The organism is Noviherbaspirillum aerium (assembly GCF_008929045.1).
GTDB lineage: Bacteria > Pseudomonadota > Gammaproteobacteria > Burkholderiales > Burkholderiaceae_D > Noviherbaspirillum > Noviherbaspirillum aerium.
Genome location: NZ_VFAH01000031.1, coordinates 47,399 through 62,662 on the forward strand (window position 1 = coordinate 47,399; position 15,264 = coordinate 62,662).

The window sequence follows — 15,264 nt, forward strand, 5'->3', positions numbered from 1 at the left end:
TTGGTGAAGATGCCGGCAGGCGCGGCGGAAACAGCCCGCTCTCGCCCGACTGCAACATTTTAACAAAGCCCACTCCAGGCTTCGCACCTGAAGTTACAAATAGGCACCCGGTTCCTTGCTTTGCGTCGACAGCAGATCTTCCCTGGCTTCATAAAATGCAAAAATGGCATCGACGATGTTGGCCGGTTCGTCGATCACCTGCAGCAGATCCAGATCCTTGGCCTCGATCATGCCGTTGGCAAGAAGAGCGCTGCGGAACCAGTCCAGCAAGCCTTTCCAGAACGCCGTCCCAACCAGTATTACAGGAATGCGGCGCGAGGTGCCGGTCTGGATCAAGGTTAAGACTTCGGTCAATTCGTCGAGCGTGCCGAAGCCGCCGGGCAGCACCACATAGGCATCCGCATATTTGACGAAGGCAACCTTGCGCGCGAAGAAATGGCGGAAGCTGATGGAAATATCCTGCCAGGCATTGCTCTTCTGTTCGCGCGGCAGCTGGATATTCAACCCCACCGACGACGATGCGCCTTCGAAAGCGCCCTTGTTGGCGGCTTCCATGATGCCGGGCCCGCCGCCGGAAATGACCGCCAGACCGGCATCGGAAAGGCGGCGCGCGATATCGATGGCTTTCAGGTAGTCCGGATGGTCGACGGGAGTGCGCGCCGAGCCGAAAAGCGAGACCGCCGGACGCAGCTCGGCCAGCCTTTCGGTCGACTCGATAAACTCTGCCATAATCGTGAGCATATGCCACGACTCGCGCGCCTTCTTTTCGGTGGCGCGTGAAATGTCAGCCACCTGCCGCAGGCGCGGTACGTTTTTTCCCTTTGACACCATATGAATAAAACCCTGTTGTTAGTGGATGGATCAAGCTATCTGTACCGCGCATTCCACGCGATGCCCGATTTGCGCAATCCGGAAGGCGCGCCCACCGGCGCCATCTACGGCATGATCAACATGCTGCGCCGGCTGCGCAATGATTACGCCGCAGGATACATGGCCTGTGTTTTCGACGCAAAAGGCAAGACTTTCCGCGATGAACTCTATGCCGACTACAAGGCCCAGCGGCCGTCGATGCCGGAAGACCTGGCGCGCCAGGTGGAACCCATCTATGAAGCGGTGCGCGCGCTCGGCTGGCCTATCCTGAGCGTCGAAGGCGTGGAAGCCGATGATGTCATCGGCACGCTGGCCGCGCAGGCGGTCGAGCACGGCATGCAAGCCGTGATCTCCACCGGCGACAAGGACATGGCGCAGCTGGTCAACGACCATGTCACGCTGATCAATACCATGAGCAACGAAAAGTTCGACCGCGACGGCGTGATCGCCAAGTTCGGCGTGCCGCCCGAGCGCATTGTCGACTACCTGACGCTGGTCGGCGACACCGTCGACAACGTGCCCGGCGTGGCCAAGGTCGGTCCCAAGACCGCCGTCAAGTGGCTGACCCAGTACGGCTCGCTCGACAACATCATTGCCCAGGCCAACGATATCGGCGGCGCCGTCGGCGAAAACCTGCGCAAGGCCCTCGACTGGCTGCCTACCGGACGCAAGCTGATCACCATTCGCACCGATTGCGACCTCGCCAAGCACATGGTATCGATTCCGGAATCGCTGGTAGCGAGGCCGGTCGACAATGACGCCATGATCGAGTTCTTCAAGCGCTACGGCTTCAAGACCTGGCTGCGCGAACTCACCGGCGATCCGACCGCGGGAGGGCGTCCCACCGCGTCGCCCGAGCAGTCCGATGCGCAGGGCAGCCTGCTTGAGGCGCCCGCGGCGCCCGCCGTCAGGGAATACGAGACGGTGCTGACCGAAGCCCAGCTCGACCGCTGGCTCGAGACCATCAACGCCGCCGAGCTGACCGCGGTCGATACCGAGACCACCTCGCTCAATGCGATGCAGGCGCAGCTGGTGGGCATTTCGCTCTGCTGCACGCCGGGCATCGCCGCCTATATCCCGGTCGCGCACCGCTACCAGGATGCGCCCGAGCAGCTGGCGCGCGACGCGGTGCTCGCCAGGCTCAAGCCCTGGCTGGAGAACGCGTCCAGGCCCAAGGTCGGCCAGCATCTGAAATACGACAGCCATATCTTTGCCAACTACGGCATCACGGTGCGCGGCATCGTGCACGACACGCTGCTCGAGTCGTATGTGTTCGAGTCGCACAAGAGCCATGACATGGACAGCCTCGCGCTGCGCCATCTGAACCGCAAGACCATCAGCTATGAGGAAGTGTGCGGCAAGGGCGCATCGCAGATCGGCTTCGACCAGGTGAGCATCGACCGCGCCACCGAGTACGCGGCGGAGGACGCCGACATCACGCTGCAGCTGCATCAGGTCATGTGGCCGCATGTGGCGAAGAATGACGGCTTGAAGTTCATCTATGAAAAGATCGAGGTGCCGACTTCCGTGGTGCTGCAGAAGATCGAGCGCAACGGCGTGCTGATCGACACCGACAGGCTCGCCAGGCAGTCGCATGATCTCGGCCTGCGCATGCTGGAAATGGAAAAGCAGGCCTACGAACTGGCGGGCCAGCCCTTCAATCTGAATTCTCCGAAGCAGATCGGTGAAATCTTTTTCGAGCGCCTGCAGCTGCCGGTGGTGAAGAAGACGCCGTCGGGCACGCCGTCGACCGACGAGGAAGTGCTGCAGAAGCTGGCCGAGAATTATCCGCTGCCGAAGATCCTGCTCGACTACCGCGGCCTGTCCAAGCTCAAGTCGACCTATACCGACAAGCTGCCGAAGATGGTCGATCCCAATACCGGCCGCGTGCATACCAACTATGCGCAGGCGGTCGCGGTCACCGGCCGCCTCGCTTCCAACGAGCCCAACCTGCAGAACATCCCGGTGCGCAATGCGGAGGGCCGGCGCATCCGCGAAGCCTTCGTCGCGCCGGAAGGCAGCGTGATCGTGTCGGCCGACTATTCCCAGATCGAGCTGCGCATCATGGCGCACATCTCCGGCGATGCCAGCCTGCTGCGTTCCTTCTCCGAGGGCGAGGACGTGCACCGCGCGACCGCTTCAGAAATCTTCGGCGTCGCGCCGGCGGAGGTCAGCAGCGAACAGCGCCGCTATGCGAAGGTCATCAACTTCGGCCTGATCTACGGCATGAGCGCATTCGGACTCGCCAGCAATCTGGGCATCGAGCGATCGGCCGCGCAGATGTACATCGACAAGTATTTCCAGCGCTATCCGGGCGTGGCCCAGTACATGGCCGAAACCCGCACCCAGGCCAAGGCCCACGGCTTTGTCGAGACGGTGTTCGGACGCCGCCTGTGGCTGGCCGAAATCAATTCTCCCAACGGCCCGCGCCGCCAGGCGGCCGAACGCGCGGCGATCAATGCGCCGATGCAAGGCACGGCGGCCGACCTGATCAAGCTGTCGATGATCGCGGTGCAGCAGTGGCTGGAGAACGAGCGCCTGCAATCGAAGATGATCATGCAGGTGCATGACGAACTGGTGCTGGAAGTGCCGGAAAGCGAGTTGTCGACTATCCGGCAGCAGGTGCCGGAACTGATGCGCGGCGTGGCCGAATTGAAGGTGCCGCTGATCGCCGAAGTCGGCATCGGCAAGAACTGGGACGAGGCGCATTGATGCCGGTGCGCCCCGGTGCAGGGATAAGCAGTGAAATGCAGTGATGCAGTAATGCAGTGCAGGGAACCAGGGCGGCGTCCGCCGCCATGACAACAATGAATAATCGGAGAATGGGCAATGCAGAATTTCAAAGAGGATTTCGATAGTCTGGTAGCAAAAACCTCCTTGTCCGACGGCGTCGACCGCCGCGGTTTCCTGAAGACCGCGCTGGGTACGGGATTTGCCGCCGCCGTGCTGCCGGTCTCGGCGCAGAACGTGGTGAAGACCGACACCGCCGGCCTGACCGCGGGCGAGGTCAGCATCACCGTCAAAGGCCAGAAAGTATCGGTCTACCGCGCGCAGCCGGAAGGCAAGAGCAATCTGCCGGTGGTGCTGGTGATTTCCGAAATTTTCGGCGTGCACGAGCATATCGCCGACGTCGCGCGGCGCTTCGCCAAGCTCGGCTACCTGGCGCTGGCGCCCGACCTGTTCATCCGCCAGGGTAACCCGACGACATACACCTCCATTCCCGAACTGCAGAAGGACATCATTTCCAAGGTGCCGGATGCGCAAGTGATGGGCGACCTCGACGCGCTGGTGGCCTATGCGAAGGACAACGGCGGCAATACCGACAAGCTGGGCATCACCGGCTTCTGCTGGGGCGGCCGCATCACCTGGCTGTATGCCGCGCACAATCCCAAGGTCAAGGCCGGCGTCGCCTGGTATGGCCGCCTGGTGGGGGACAAGACCGAACTGGCTCCGGCGCATCCGGTCGATATCGCCGCTTCGCTCAAAGCCCCGGTGCTCGGCCTGTACGGCGGCAAGGATGCCGGCATTCCGCTCGATACCGTCGAGAAGATGAAGGCGGAACTGGCCAAGGGCGGCAGCAAGTCGGAATTCGTGGTGTTTCCCAATTCCGGCCATGCCTTCCATGCCGACTACCGTCCCAGCTTCGTCGAGGCGGATGCGAAGGAAGGCTGGAAGCGCTGCACGGAGTGGTTCAAGACGCATGGCGTGGCCTGAACGCTGGACCTTGCGCTGGTCCTTGCGCCGGTCCTTTCCCCCGGTCGCTTCGACATCGCGCTGAAAAATCCCGGCCATGCGCCGGGATTTTTTCGGCTATCGGCAGGATATTTAGCCTGTCCGTTTGCCGAAATTCGCCGTCTGTGCTTTAATTTGCAACTTTGTTGCACATTTCGACGGGGCATAAAATCGATTCCGCGCTTCTTTCCATCCTGCTGGCCACCACCATCGCCGGCGTCATCAGCATTTCCGCTGCGGCGATTTTTTCCTTTTCACTGCTTTCCAAGGTCGTGGAGCGCATGGTCAGCCTGTCGGTCGGCATCCTGCTGTCGACTTCGCTGCTGCATGCCTTGCCCGAAGCTTTCGAGTCCGACGCCGATACCCATGCCTTGTTCGCCACGCTGCTCGGCGGCCTGCTCGGTTTCTTCCTGCTGGAAAAATTCGCGATCCTGCGCCATTCCCATCATTACGAGGGCGACGGCCACGGCCATGAACACGGGCATGATGCGCATGAAGCCGGCAAGGCGGGATGGATGATCCTGGTCGGCGACGGCCTGCACAATTTTACCGACGGCATCCTGATCGCAGCCGCCTTCCTGGCCGATCCCAGTCTGGGCATCATCACCGGCGTGGCCATCATCGCCCATGAAATCCCGCAGGAAATCGGCGACTTCATCGTGCTGCTCAACGCCGGCTTCAGCCGCACCCGGGCCTATGTCTACAACCTGATCTGCAGCCTGATGGCGGTGATCGGCGGCGTGTTCGGCTATGTCATGCTGGAGCGCGCGACCGGCTGGATTCCGTATGTGCTGGTATTTGCGTCTTCCGGCTTCATCTACATCGCGGTGAGCGACCTGATGCCGCAGATGCAGCGCCGGGCGACGCTCAGGGAAACCATTCCCCAGATCGTGCTGATCGCGGTGGGCGTGGGCATCGTCCTGTTCCTCACCGGCCAAAGCCACGCGCACTGAACCGGCGCCGCATGTTTCGCCGATTCAACCATCGGCGAAACATGCTACGGCAAGCCGTCAGGCCCGGCTTGCTTTATCTGGTTTATTCCCCGCGCGCCACCGGCCTTGCCGGGTCGGCGCACCATTCGCTCCAGGAGCCCGGATACAGGGCCGCTCCCGGCATGCCCGCAATTTCAAGCGCCAGCAGATTGTGGCAGGCGGTCGCGCCGGAGCCGCACTGCATGATGGCGTTCTGCGGCGCATCGATGAGCGGCCCGAAATCCGCACGCAACTGCTCCGGCGACTTGAAGCGTCCATCGGTATGCAGGTTGTCCTTGAAGAAGCGGTTCTTCGCTCCGGGAATATGGCCGCCGACCGGGTCGATGGTTTCATTCTCGCCGCGGAAACGGTCGGGCGCGCGCGCATCGATGACCGTGCGCGCCGGACGTTGCAGGTTGGCCAGCACATCGTTCACATCGACCGTGCGGACCAGCGAGGCATGCGGTTCGATATTGCCGCGCGGACGTGTTTCGGCCGCAATCGAGAGGGGCAGGCCGAGCGCCTGCCAGGACTGCAGGCCGCCGTCGAGCACCGCCGCCGCTTCATGTCCGACCCAGCGCAGCATCCACCACAGGCGGGCGGCGAACATTGCGCCCTGCGCGTCATACACAACCACCTGCGAACCGTGATTGACGCCCCAGCGGCGCAGGGTTTCCACAAAGGTCCTGGTCTCCGGCAAGGGATGGCGGCCGCGGAACTCGCCGTTGGCGCCCGGACTCTTGTCGGACAGATCGGTATCCAGATTGGCATGCTGCGCCAGCGGAATGTGACCGCCGGCATAGGCCTGCTGGCCGGCGGCCGGGTTCATCAGATCATGGCGGCAATCGATGACGACCCAGTTCGGGTCCTGGTAATGCCTGGCCAGATCTTCCGCGGCAATCAGGGTGGTATAGGGCATGGAAGGTTCTCCTCTACACTTCAGTCGCAATCGGGTCGTTGGCTTCGGTGACCTTGGCCTTGGCAGCCGGCACGGAAGCGCCCCGCGTATTGTAATAGGTTGCCGCCAGGCCGCTGCCGAGAATGACGGCAATGCCGCACCAGGCGAGCAGGCTCAATGCATCGCCCCACAGCACGATGCCCCAGGCGCTGGAAAAGACGATGCCGGTGTATTGCAAGTTGGCGGTGACCAGGGTCTTGCCGAGACGGTAGGCGCGCGTCATCGCCATCTGTGCGAACATCGCGCTGATGCCGATGGCCAGCAGGAGAAGCAATCCTTTCGTGCCGTGGCTGCTCACCGAAAGCGCCCGCAGTCCTTCGCCGTCGATGAAGGTGCCGGCCAATCCTGCCAGCATGCCGGTAAGGGAGAAATAGAACACCACCCGGTACTCCGGCTCGCCGAGCAGTCCCAGCCTGCGCACCTGCAGATAGGCGATGGCCGAAATCAGTCCCGAGGCCAGTCCGGCCAGCGCGGCCTGCCACTGGTCGGCATGAAAGGCCGGTTGCAGCAGCATGGTGACGCCGGCGAAACTGCAGAGAATGGCAACGGTCAGCCCCGGCTCGAAGCGGGATTGCCCGCGCCACCAGCCGGCCGCAAACAGGATGGCCGCGATCCAGATCGGCGACATGTAATTGAGCGTCATGCCGGTTGCCAGCGGCAGCTTGCCGATCGACCAGAACCACAGCCACAGCGAAACGACGCCGATCAGGCCGCGCCATACATGGTGCCAGACCAGTGTCGTCCTGAAGCTGCCGCCGCGCATGACGATGAGGATGCCCAGAAAAACCGCGCCGACCAGGCCGCGATACATAACGATTTCGGAAACGGAATACATGTCCGATGCGATCTTGACGCAGACCCCCATGATGGAAAACATGAAGGTGGCGACCAGCATCCAGAGTGATTGCATAAAACGGAGGGGGAGACGAATGAGCCCGACAGCCGGCATCGGGGCGATTGAAAAGCTTTCGATGATACGCCGATTTGCAGAGGCGGGCAGGGGGCGCATACGGTGTCACGGTGTCGACCGAACGAGGGCCCTCAATGCCGCTGATGCCGCCAATGCCCGTCAATGGAAAACGGGCGGCGCCTCGCGGTGCCGCCCGTTTCCTGCCGACTGATGCTGTGAACAGGCCCTATACCGCGATGCGGCTGCGGTACCACTCGTGGAAATGCTGCATGCCGTCTTCCATCGGCGACTGGTAGGGTCCGACTTCATTGACGCCGCGCTCCAGCAGGATGCGGCGGCCGGCGTCCATGCGCATGCCGATCTCGTCATCCTCGATGCAGGTTTCCATGTAGGCGTCGCGCTCCGCCGCGATGAAATCGCGCTCGAACAGCACGATCTCTTCCGGATAGTAGAACTCGACGACATTGCGCGTCTTCTGCGGTCCGTTCGGCCAGACGGTGGACACCACCAGCACATGCGGATACCACTCGACCATGATGTTGGGATACAGCGTCAGCCAGATCGCGCCATAGGGCGGCGGTTCGCCGTTGCGGAACTGCAGCACCTGCTCCTGCCATTTCCTGTACTTCGGCGTGCCGAACTTGGACAGTGCATGATTGACCCCCACCGTCTGCACGCTGTAGTGCTCGCCGAACTCCCAGCGCAGGTCGTCGCAGGTGACGAAGCTGCCCAGCCCGGGATGGAAGGGCTCGACGTGATAATCCTCCAGATAGACCTCGATGAAGGTCTTCCAGTTGTAATCGCAGTCGTGCACTTCGACATGGTCGAGCATGTATCCGCTGAAATCGAGGTCTTTCGTCACGCCCAGCTTCGACATGATCTGCGCGACGTTGACACCGTTCTGCTCGAACAGCAATCCGTTCCAGTTCTGCAGCGGCGTGCGGGACAGGTTCATGCACGGCGTTTCGCCGAAATGCGGCGCGCCGATCAGTTCACCCTTGAGATCGTAAGTCCAGCGATGCAGCGGGCAGACGATGTTGCTCGCATTGCCGCGACCGTCGAACATCTTGGCCTGGCGATGGCGGCAGACGTTGGAAAGCAGTTCGATGCCATGCGCATTGCGCACCAGCATGCGGCCTTCGTTTTCCCAGGGCAGCGTGGCATAGTCGCCGACATTCGGCACCTGAAGTTCATGACCGGCGTAGCGCGGACCCTTATGAAAAAGTTGTTGAATTTCCTGCTGTAACAGCGCGTCGCCGAAATAGACGTTTACGGGAAGTTGCGCGTTGGATCGCGCGAGCTTGGCGACAGTAGCCAGATCGGACATCCCCACCCCCAAATTAATTTGCACCAACCTAAGAGAGAAAGAATCCGCAAAAACCAGGATCAAATAAGATGAAACGGAAATTTTGGACAGAACCGGGGATTATACCCCAGACAATTGCTTAGCAGACTGTCGCGGGTCCGTCGCGGGGAAGAGGGATAAAAAGGCGCTGCGCCATGTCGGATAGTGGTTGAGAGGTCCGGTAAGGGATTCCGGTCGCGGTAGCGGCGGAGCACCATGCAAAGAGACGCTCATCTTACTTCTTTTTGGCAGTGGTATTGCAAATTCTTCAATTGCGCTTGATTCTGCGCATAAAAAGTCCGAATAGCAGACAGCTTTTGCAGGTTTTGCGGTTTCTGCTTCTCAACTGCATGAGGCCCTTTGTTTTAAAATACCGGGCTACTTATCAAGATTGTCCACTATGTCAAAGAAAACAGTGCCTTCCGGCGAACCGGCGTCGTTCGAAGCGGCCATGGCGGAGCTGGAACAGCTCGTTGCCCAGATGGAAGCCGGGGAGCTGCCGCTGGAAGCGTCGGTCACGGCATACAAGCGCGGTTCGGAACTGGTCAAGTTCTGCTCCGGGCAGCTGGACAAGGTCGATCACCAGGTCAAGGTGCTGGAAGGCGAGATGCTCAAGCCGTTCGCTGTCGACGGCGAGAGCGAAGATGACGAGGACGACGAATGAACGTCGCCGGTCTCGCCTTTGCCGACTGGATGAAACACGTCCAGTCGACCATGGAAGATGCGCTGTCGTCCTTCCTTCCGGCAGCTGCCGAGGTGCCGGAGCGCCTGCACGAGGCGATGCGCTATGCGGTACTCGACGGCGGCAAGCGGGTGCGCCCGCTGCTGGTATTTGCGGCCGGCGACCTGTTCGACGCCGATGCCGATCTGCTGGCGCGTGCGGCGGCAGCGGTGGAAATGATCCATGCGTATTCGCTGGTCCATGACGACATGCCATGCATGGATGACGACGCCTTGCGGCGCGGAAAGCCGACCGTTCATGTCAGGTACGACGAGGCTACCGCCCTGCTGGTCGGCGATGCCCTGCAGTCGCAGGCCTTCATCATCCTGTCCGAAGGCGCTGGCGATGCCGCGCGCAGGCTGGCGATGTTCCGCCTGCTGGCGCGGGCGTCGGGCTCGGCCGGCATGTGCGGCGGCCAGGCGATCGATCTGGCCAGCATCGGCAAGGCCTTGTCGCTGGCTGAACTGGAGCGCATGCACCAGCTCAAGACCGGCGCCCTGCTGCATGCCTCGGTGCTGCTGGGCGCGCTGGCGGGCAAGTCGCTGACACCGGCCGAAAGCGCGGCGCTCGATACCTATGCCCGTGCAACCGGCCTGGCGTTCCAGGTGGTGGACGACGTTCTGGATGCGACCGCCGATTCGGCGACCCTGGGCAAGACCGCCGGCAAGGATGCGGCGGACAACAAACCGACCTATGTATCGATCCTCGGCCTGGAGGAATCGAAAGCGCTGGCGGAGACACTGCGGAATGATGCGCATCGTGCGCTCGTGCCGTTCGGAGAAAAGGCACGTCGGCTACGCGAAATCGCTGATCTGATCGTGCAACGGAAAGCCTAGTATGGACTTGTTGAAGAATATTGACGGACCCGCGGACCTGCGCAAACTCTCCCGGGGGCAGCTCAAGCCGCTCGCGGACCAGCTGCGCGCCTTCGTGCTGGATTCGGTCTCGAAGACCGGCGGACACCTGTCGTCCAACCTCGGCACGGTCGAGCTCACCATTGCGTTGCACTACGTCTTCAATACGCCGGAAGACCGCATCGTATGGGATGTCGGCCACCAGACCTATCCGCACAAGATCCTGACCGGCCGCCGCGACCGCATGCATACGCTGCGCCAGCAGAACGGCATTTCCGGCTTCCCGCGGCGCGACGAGAGCCAGTTCGATACCTTCGGCACCGCGCATTCCTCCACCTCGATCTCGGCGGCGCTCGGCATGGCCATGGCCGCCAAGACCAAGGGCGAGAACCGCCATGCGATCGCCGTCATCGGCGACGGCGCAATGACGGCCGGCATGGCCTTCGAGGCGCTCAACAATGCCGGCGTCTACAACGACATCAACCTGCTGGTCATCCTCAACGACAACGACATGTCGATCTCGCCGCCGGTCGGCGCGCTCAACCGCTATCTCGCCCGCCTGATGTCGGGCAAGTTCTATGCGGCGGCGAAGAATGTCGGCAAGACCGTGCTGCCGGCGCCGATGCTGGAACTAGCCAAGCGCCTGGAAGAGCATGCGAAGGGCATGGTGGTGCCGGCAACGATGTTCGAGGAATTCGGCTTCAATTACATCGGCCCGATCGACGGCCATGATCTCGATTCGCTGGTGCCGACGCTGCAAAACCTGAAAAACCTGAAAGGCCCGCAATTCCTGCACGTGGTCACCCGCAAGGGCCAGGGCTACAAGCTGGCCGAGGCCGATCCCGTGCTCTACCACGGCCCCGGCAAGTTCAATCCCGCCGAAGGCATCAAGCCTGCGGCGGCGAGCAAGGTTACCTACACCCAGGTTTTCGGCGACTGGCTGTGCGACATGGCGGCGCAGGATGAGCGTCTGATCGGCATTACGCCGGCGATGCGCGAAGGCTCCGGCATGGTGCAATTCGAGCAGCGCTTCCCGAACCGCTACTACGACGTCGGCATCGCCGAGCAGCATGCCGTGACTTTCGCCGCCGGACTCGCCTGCGAAAGCATGAAGCCGGTGGTGGCGATTTACTCCACCTTCCTGCAGCGCGCCTACGACCAGCTCATTCACGACGTCGCTCTGCAGAATCTGGACGTGACCTTTGCGCTCGACCGCTCCGGCCTGGTCGGCGCCGATGGCGCGACGCACGCCGGCAATTACGACATTCCGTATCTTCGCTGCATCCCCAACATGGTGATCATGGCAGCGTCGGATGAAAACGAATGCCGCCAGATGCTTTCCACCGCCTATCACTATCCGGGCCCGGCATCGGTGCGCTATCCGCGCGGTTCCGGTATCGGCGCCGCGCTCGACAAGCAGCTGACCACGCTGCCTCTCGGCAAGGGCGAGGTGCGGCGCGAAGGCAAGGGCATTGCCATTCTCGCCTTCGGCACCATGGTCGCACCCGGTCTGGCGGCTGCAGAGGAGCTTGATGCCACGCTGGCAAACATGCGCTTCGTCAAGCCGCTCGATGTGGAACTGGTCAAGCAGCTGGCGGCCACGCATGAGGCATTGGTCACGGTGGAAGAGGGCGCGCTCATGGGCGGCGCCGGTTCGGCCGTCGCCGAAGCGCTGGCCGAAGCCGGCATCGTCAAGCCCATCCTGCACCTGGGCCTGCCGGACAAGTTCATCGATCACGGCGATGCGGGGCAGCTGCTGGCGATGTGCGGGCTGGATGCGAAGGGGATTGCGGAGTCGATCCGCAATCGCTTCGGCAGCAAGGGCGAGCCGCGGCTGGTGGTGAACAACTGAGGGGTGGGACGGCGCAGCTAACTGTTTTTCATTGCTGACATTAGGACGCTTTGCAACTGAATGTACTAGCGATCCTTGACCGTGTCTGAAAATTTGGCTACGGCCAAAAGCGATTCAACTCAACCTCATCAAGTTTGGTCATGTTGCGCCGAAAAGAAGCTGTCGCTAGTTGTCCGCTTTTTCCACTGGCGCTCCCATACTCCTTCAAATAGATTTCGCGGAAGTCAGCGAGTAGCTGTTGAGGTAGGGTGATAGCCCTCATTGAGCGTGGCAAGACGTTCTTCGTGATAAGTAACATCTATGCGCTAACGGAAACCGTTAGCTCTGCTGCTTCCTTAAGAGTTTGTTGGTTCACTGTCGCTGCGAACGATTTGATTAGAGCTGTTTTCCAGTCAAGGATTTGATTCTTCAGTCTCATTTCCCTTGAATCGGGCGATAAGACTTTTACAGGCAGCAGGAGCAAATGAGCTGGCCCATTCTTCTGTACGGTTAAATTCAGGTTCAAGGCGCTTTAGCTCTTCAGGTGACCAAAGCGAATGCTGCTGTTTAAGAGGCAAGTGATTTGACTCAGATACGATTGCAACAAAAACATCAAAATCGGCGTCTCTATCAGCGATACCTCCTACTTGATTTTTAAGTGCAAGCACCTGAACAGCGCCTTCAAAAAAGGATTCTGCGCCATTTAACATTGCTTGCACCAGTTCAACCAAGCGATGACGCGCCATCGCTTCGGATTCGTTCATTGCTAGGCGATCATTCTTTTTAAACTGTGTAGCCGTTGGCTCTCCTCCTTTTTGCCCTAATAACTTACGCTGTAAATAAAGGGACCCAGAGAATTTTCTTTACGTAAGAGCGTGCTTCACCTTCGTTTTCCACAATAAGAACATCATGCTCCGCGAGAGCATGCTGCCATGAGTAATCATCATCATCTAACGCTCTTTGCAATTCGGTACGTAATCCTTGAGCAAATTCAGGACTGCTCGCAAAGTGTTTTTTCAGTATCGAGATTGCCTCGTCTTCTGAAAGTTCTGCACCTGCACTAAAGTAATTTCCTAAGACGTGATCTATGTATTCGTACATTTATTTCACTGCATAAATAGTAGTTGTTTGCCAGACTCCTGCTGCTGCATCGAAATCATAGACTGCAGTAGCGCGAGATAGATTGGTGTGAAACTGGAGTGGACCAACAACGCCAGGCACAGATGACACACGATCGAACCCGCGACCAATTACCTTGCCTGTGTCAACTCCCTCAATTGTGACTCGCTGCACCCCTGGTTTGCTTAGGGCTATCGCTCGATCAAGATAGTTTTTTCTAATCAGCAAGTCTGATTGAACAAGTAACGCATCGGAATTAAATGCTGTTGAAGATGGAGGTATTACAATTTGACCATTTTTGATAACTGACGAACCATCAGGCGCAATTCCAGTTGTTGCACGTTTAAACAATTGATGGTCAGTTACTGCTCCACCATGGCGTATAAGTGCATGCCCCTCCTGTCCAATACGTACAATTTCAGCTTCAACTGCGCTCTTTGCCCCACCCCTCAACAATACACTGCTTTCCTTGGCCCCAATACTCTTCATCGCCCCCATCACCGCGCCAGCACTAACCGCAATTCCTTTCGCGCCTAACTTGAGCGGACCGCCAATTAAGTCGTCCGGCGCAATAATCGGTTGCTGCAAGGCTTGCGCCTGCTGCCGTTCAGCCTTCCATTCACTGGAGCCGACCGCCGCTTGCCCATGCTTTCCGACTTCCTGTCCAGGTGCCTTCGCTGGTTGAACTGCCCCAATACCTGTATTGGTATTCAGATCAATCCGACTGGTCCCGATCACATCCACATGCAAGCCCCGTATCGTGATCTTCCCGTTCGCCTCCATCTCGATCCGGCTCGCCCCCACCTCCAGCACAATCTTCGTCGCCGCCTTCAGATGAATACACTCCGTCTGCGACTCCAGCTCCACCCGCTTCTTCACCTTCGTCACCTGGAAGCCGTTCGTCACCGTATTCGTCTGGTGCGGACCGTTCACCACCGTGGCCTGCGTATGCTGCACCGTGGTCACCATGTCCTTCTGCGAGTGGATGTTGATCAGCTCCTGGCCCTTCCTGTCATGGATCACCATCTCGCAGAAACCGCCTCCGCCAGGCGTCGAACGGCTCTTGAAGCCCATCACGTGCGCCGCGCCCGGCAATGCGTACGGCAGCGGCTGCGCACTGTTGTACAGCCTGCCGGTGCACAGCGGCCGGTCCGGGTCGCCTTCGAGATAGTCGATGACAACTTCCTGGCCGATGCGCGGGATCGCCACCGTCCCCCAGCCTGCGCCGGCCCAGGGCTGCGACACCCGGATCCAGCAGGAGCTGCGTTCATCGTGCCGCCCGTAGCGGTCCCAGGGAAACTGCACCTTGATGCGCCCGTGCGGGTCGGTGTGGATTTCCTGCCCCTTGGGCCCGACCACCGTGGCCGTCTGCGGGCCCGGCATGCGCGGCTTCTTGTGCCGGCGCTGCGGCCGGTACGGGATCTTGCGGCGGATGCAGCTGAAGCTGTTGGCATACACCGGCGCATTGCCGCGGTCGGCATGGTTGTTCCGGGCGTCGATGCTCACCGATACCACCAGGAAGTCGGCGTCGGTGTCATCGTGGCCGTCGAACCAGTGGTGCTCGGTGAGCTGGAAGGTCCGGCCCGGGCTCAGGCTGCGGCAGTCCGAGGCGCCGCCGAACAGCTTGGCCTGCCATTCCAGCACTTCCATGCGCTGCCTGGCTTCGCGCGCGCCTTCGCCGACGTTGCGGTACATGAAGGCGGGGTTGCCGTCGAACACTTCCAGTTGCGGCACGTCGCCCTGCCTGGCCAGCGTGGGCTGCTCGACATATTGTGGCGCCGACGGCGCCTTGAAGTCGAAGGTGTTGAGCGCCACGCGCGAGGACTGCAGGCTACGCTGGGCGCTGAGCTGGGTGATGCCGCCGCGCCGGTGGGTGCGGTGGCCGCCGTTGAACTCGACCTTCGCATGATGCTGGTGCGGCGGGCAGAAGGCGGCGTTGCAGGAGTCGTCGCT

At 60.6% G+C, this 15,264-nt stretch carries 13 protein-coding genes; 6 read left to right on the forward strand and 7 right to left on the reverse strand.

Going from position 1 to position 15,264, the window contains the following annotated elements:
• Positions 1 to 93: 93 nt before the first annotated feature.
• The gene (locus FH061_RS26745) at positions 94 to 831 is read right to left on the reverse strand and encodes an LOG family protein (protein WP_151638887.1); all 738 of its coding nucleotides are present in this window, start codon (positions 829 to 831) and stop codon (positions 94 to 96) included.
• On the opposite strand from FH061_RS26745, the gene polA reads away from it, so the two are divergent.
• The 3 genes from polA to FH061_RS26760 all read left to right on the forward strand — a co-directional run bounded on the left by polA (position 832) and on the right by FH061_RS26760 (position 5,555).
• Positions 832 to 3,582, forward strand: a complete 2,751-nt coding sequence (gene polA, locus FH061_RS26750; RefSeq protein ID WP_151638888.1) for a DNA polymerase I — start codon at positions 832 to 834, stop codon at positions 3,580 to 3,582.
• A gap of 117 nt (positions 3,583 to 3,699) precedes the next feature.
• Positions 3,700 to 4,584: a dienelactone hydrolase family protein gene (locus FH061_RS26755; protein ID WP_151638889.1), complete on the forward strand. Its 885-nt coding sequence runs from the start codon at positions 3,700 to 3,702 to the stop codon at positions 4,582 to 4,584.
• A 188-nt stretch (positions 4,585 to 4,772) separates the two neighbouring features.
• Positions 4,773 to 5,555 (forward strand): ZIP family metal transporter, encoded by a 783-nt coding sequence (locus FH061_RS26760; protein ID WP_404822517.1) that lies wholly within the window; start codon positions 4,773 to 4,775, stop codon positions 5,553 to 5,555.
• A gap of 82 nt (positions 5,556 to 5,637) precedes the next feature.
• On the opposite strand, the gene FH061_RS26765 is transcribed toward FH061_RS26760, so the two are convergent.
• From FH061_RS26765 to FH061_RS26775, 3 genes are all read right to left on the reverse strand, one after another.
• Positions 5,638 to 6,492, reverse strand: coding sequence for a sulfurtransferase (locus FH061_RS26765; RefSeq protein ID WP_151638890.1), 855 nt, complete (start codon positions 6,490 to 6,492; stop codon positions 5,638 to 5,640).
• Positions 6,493 to 6,505: 13 nt separating this feature from the next.
• Entirely contained in the window at positions 6,506 to 7,441 is a 936-nt protein-coding gene (locus FH061_RS26770) for a DMT family transporter (RefSeq protein ID WP_151638891.1), read from the reverse strand.
• A 226-nt stretch (positions 7,442 to 7,667) separates the two neighbouring features.
• Positions 7,668 to 8,768 (reverse strand): aromatic ring-hydroxylating oxygenase subunit alpha, encoded by a 1,101-nt coding sequence (locus tag FH061_RS26775; RefSeq protein WP_151638892.1) that lies wholly within the window; start codon positions 8,766 to 8,768, stop codon positions 7,668 to 7,670.
• A gap of 418 nt (positions 8,769 to 9,186) precedes the next feature.
• Here FH061_RS26775 and FH061_RS26780 point away from each other — a divergent pair, with 418 nt between their 5' ends.
• The 3 genes from FH061_RS26780 to dxs are packed head-to-tail and all read left to right on the forward strand — an operon-like array spanning position 9,187 to position 12,213.
• Entirely contained in the window at positions 9,187 to 9,450 is a 264-nt protein-coding gene (locus tag FH061_RS26780) for an exodeoxyribonuclease VII small subunit (protein WP_151638893.1), read from the forward strand.
• Positions 9,447 to 10,343, forward strand: coding sequence for a polyprenyl synthetase family protein (locus FH061_RS26785; protein WP_225984908.1), 897 nt, complete (start codon positions 9,447 to 9,449; stop codon positions 10,341 to 10,343). Before FH061_RS26780 ends, FH061_RS26785 begins: the two co-directional genes overlap by 4 nt.
• Position 10,344: 1 nt before the next feature.
• Positions 10,345 to 12,213, forward strand: a complete 1,869-nt coding sequence (gene dxs / locus FH061_RS26790) for a 1-deoxy-D-xylulose-5-phosphate synthase (RefSeq protein ID WP_151638894.1) — start codon at positions 10,345 to 10,347, stop codon at positions 12,211 to 12,213.
• Between the two features lie 392 nt (positions 12,214 to 12,605).
• On the opposite strand, the gene FH061_RS26795 is transcribed toward dxs, so the two are convergent.
• The 3 genes from FH061_RS26795 to tssI all read right to left on the reverse strand — a co-directional run.
• Complete coding sequence (locus FH061_RS26795; RefSeq protein ID WP_151638895.1) at positions 12,606 to 12,956, reverse strand: DUF2489 domain-containing protein; 351 nt, start codon at positions 12,954 to 12,956, stop codon at positions 12,606 to 12,608.
• Between the two features lie 64 nt (positions 12,957 to 13,020).
• A complete protein-coding gene (locus FH061_RS26800) occupies positions 13,021 to 13,293 on the reverse strand; it encodes a hypothetical protein (RefSeq protein WP_151638896.1) in 273 nt (90 codons plus the stop codon).
• The coding region (gene tssI / locus FH061_RS26805; protein ID WP_151638897.1) for a type VI secretion system tip protein TssI/VgrG at positions 13,294 to 15,264 on the reverse strand (1,971 nt) is incomplete at its 5' end. It abuts the gene before it with no gap.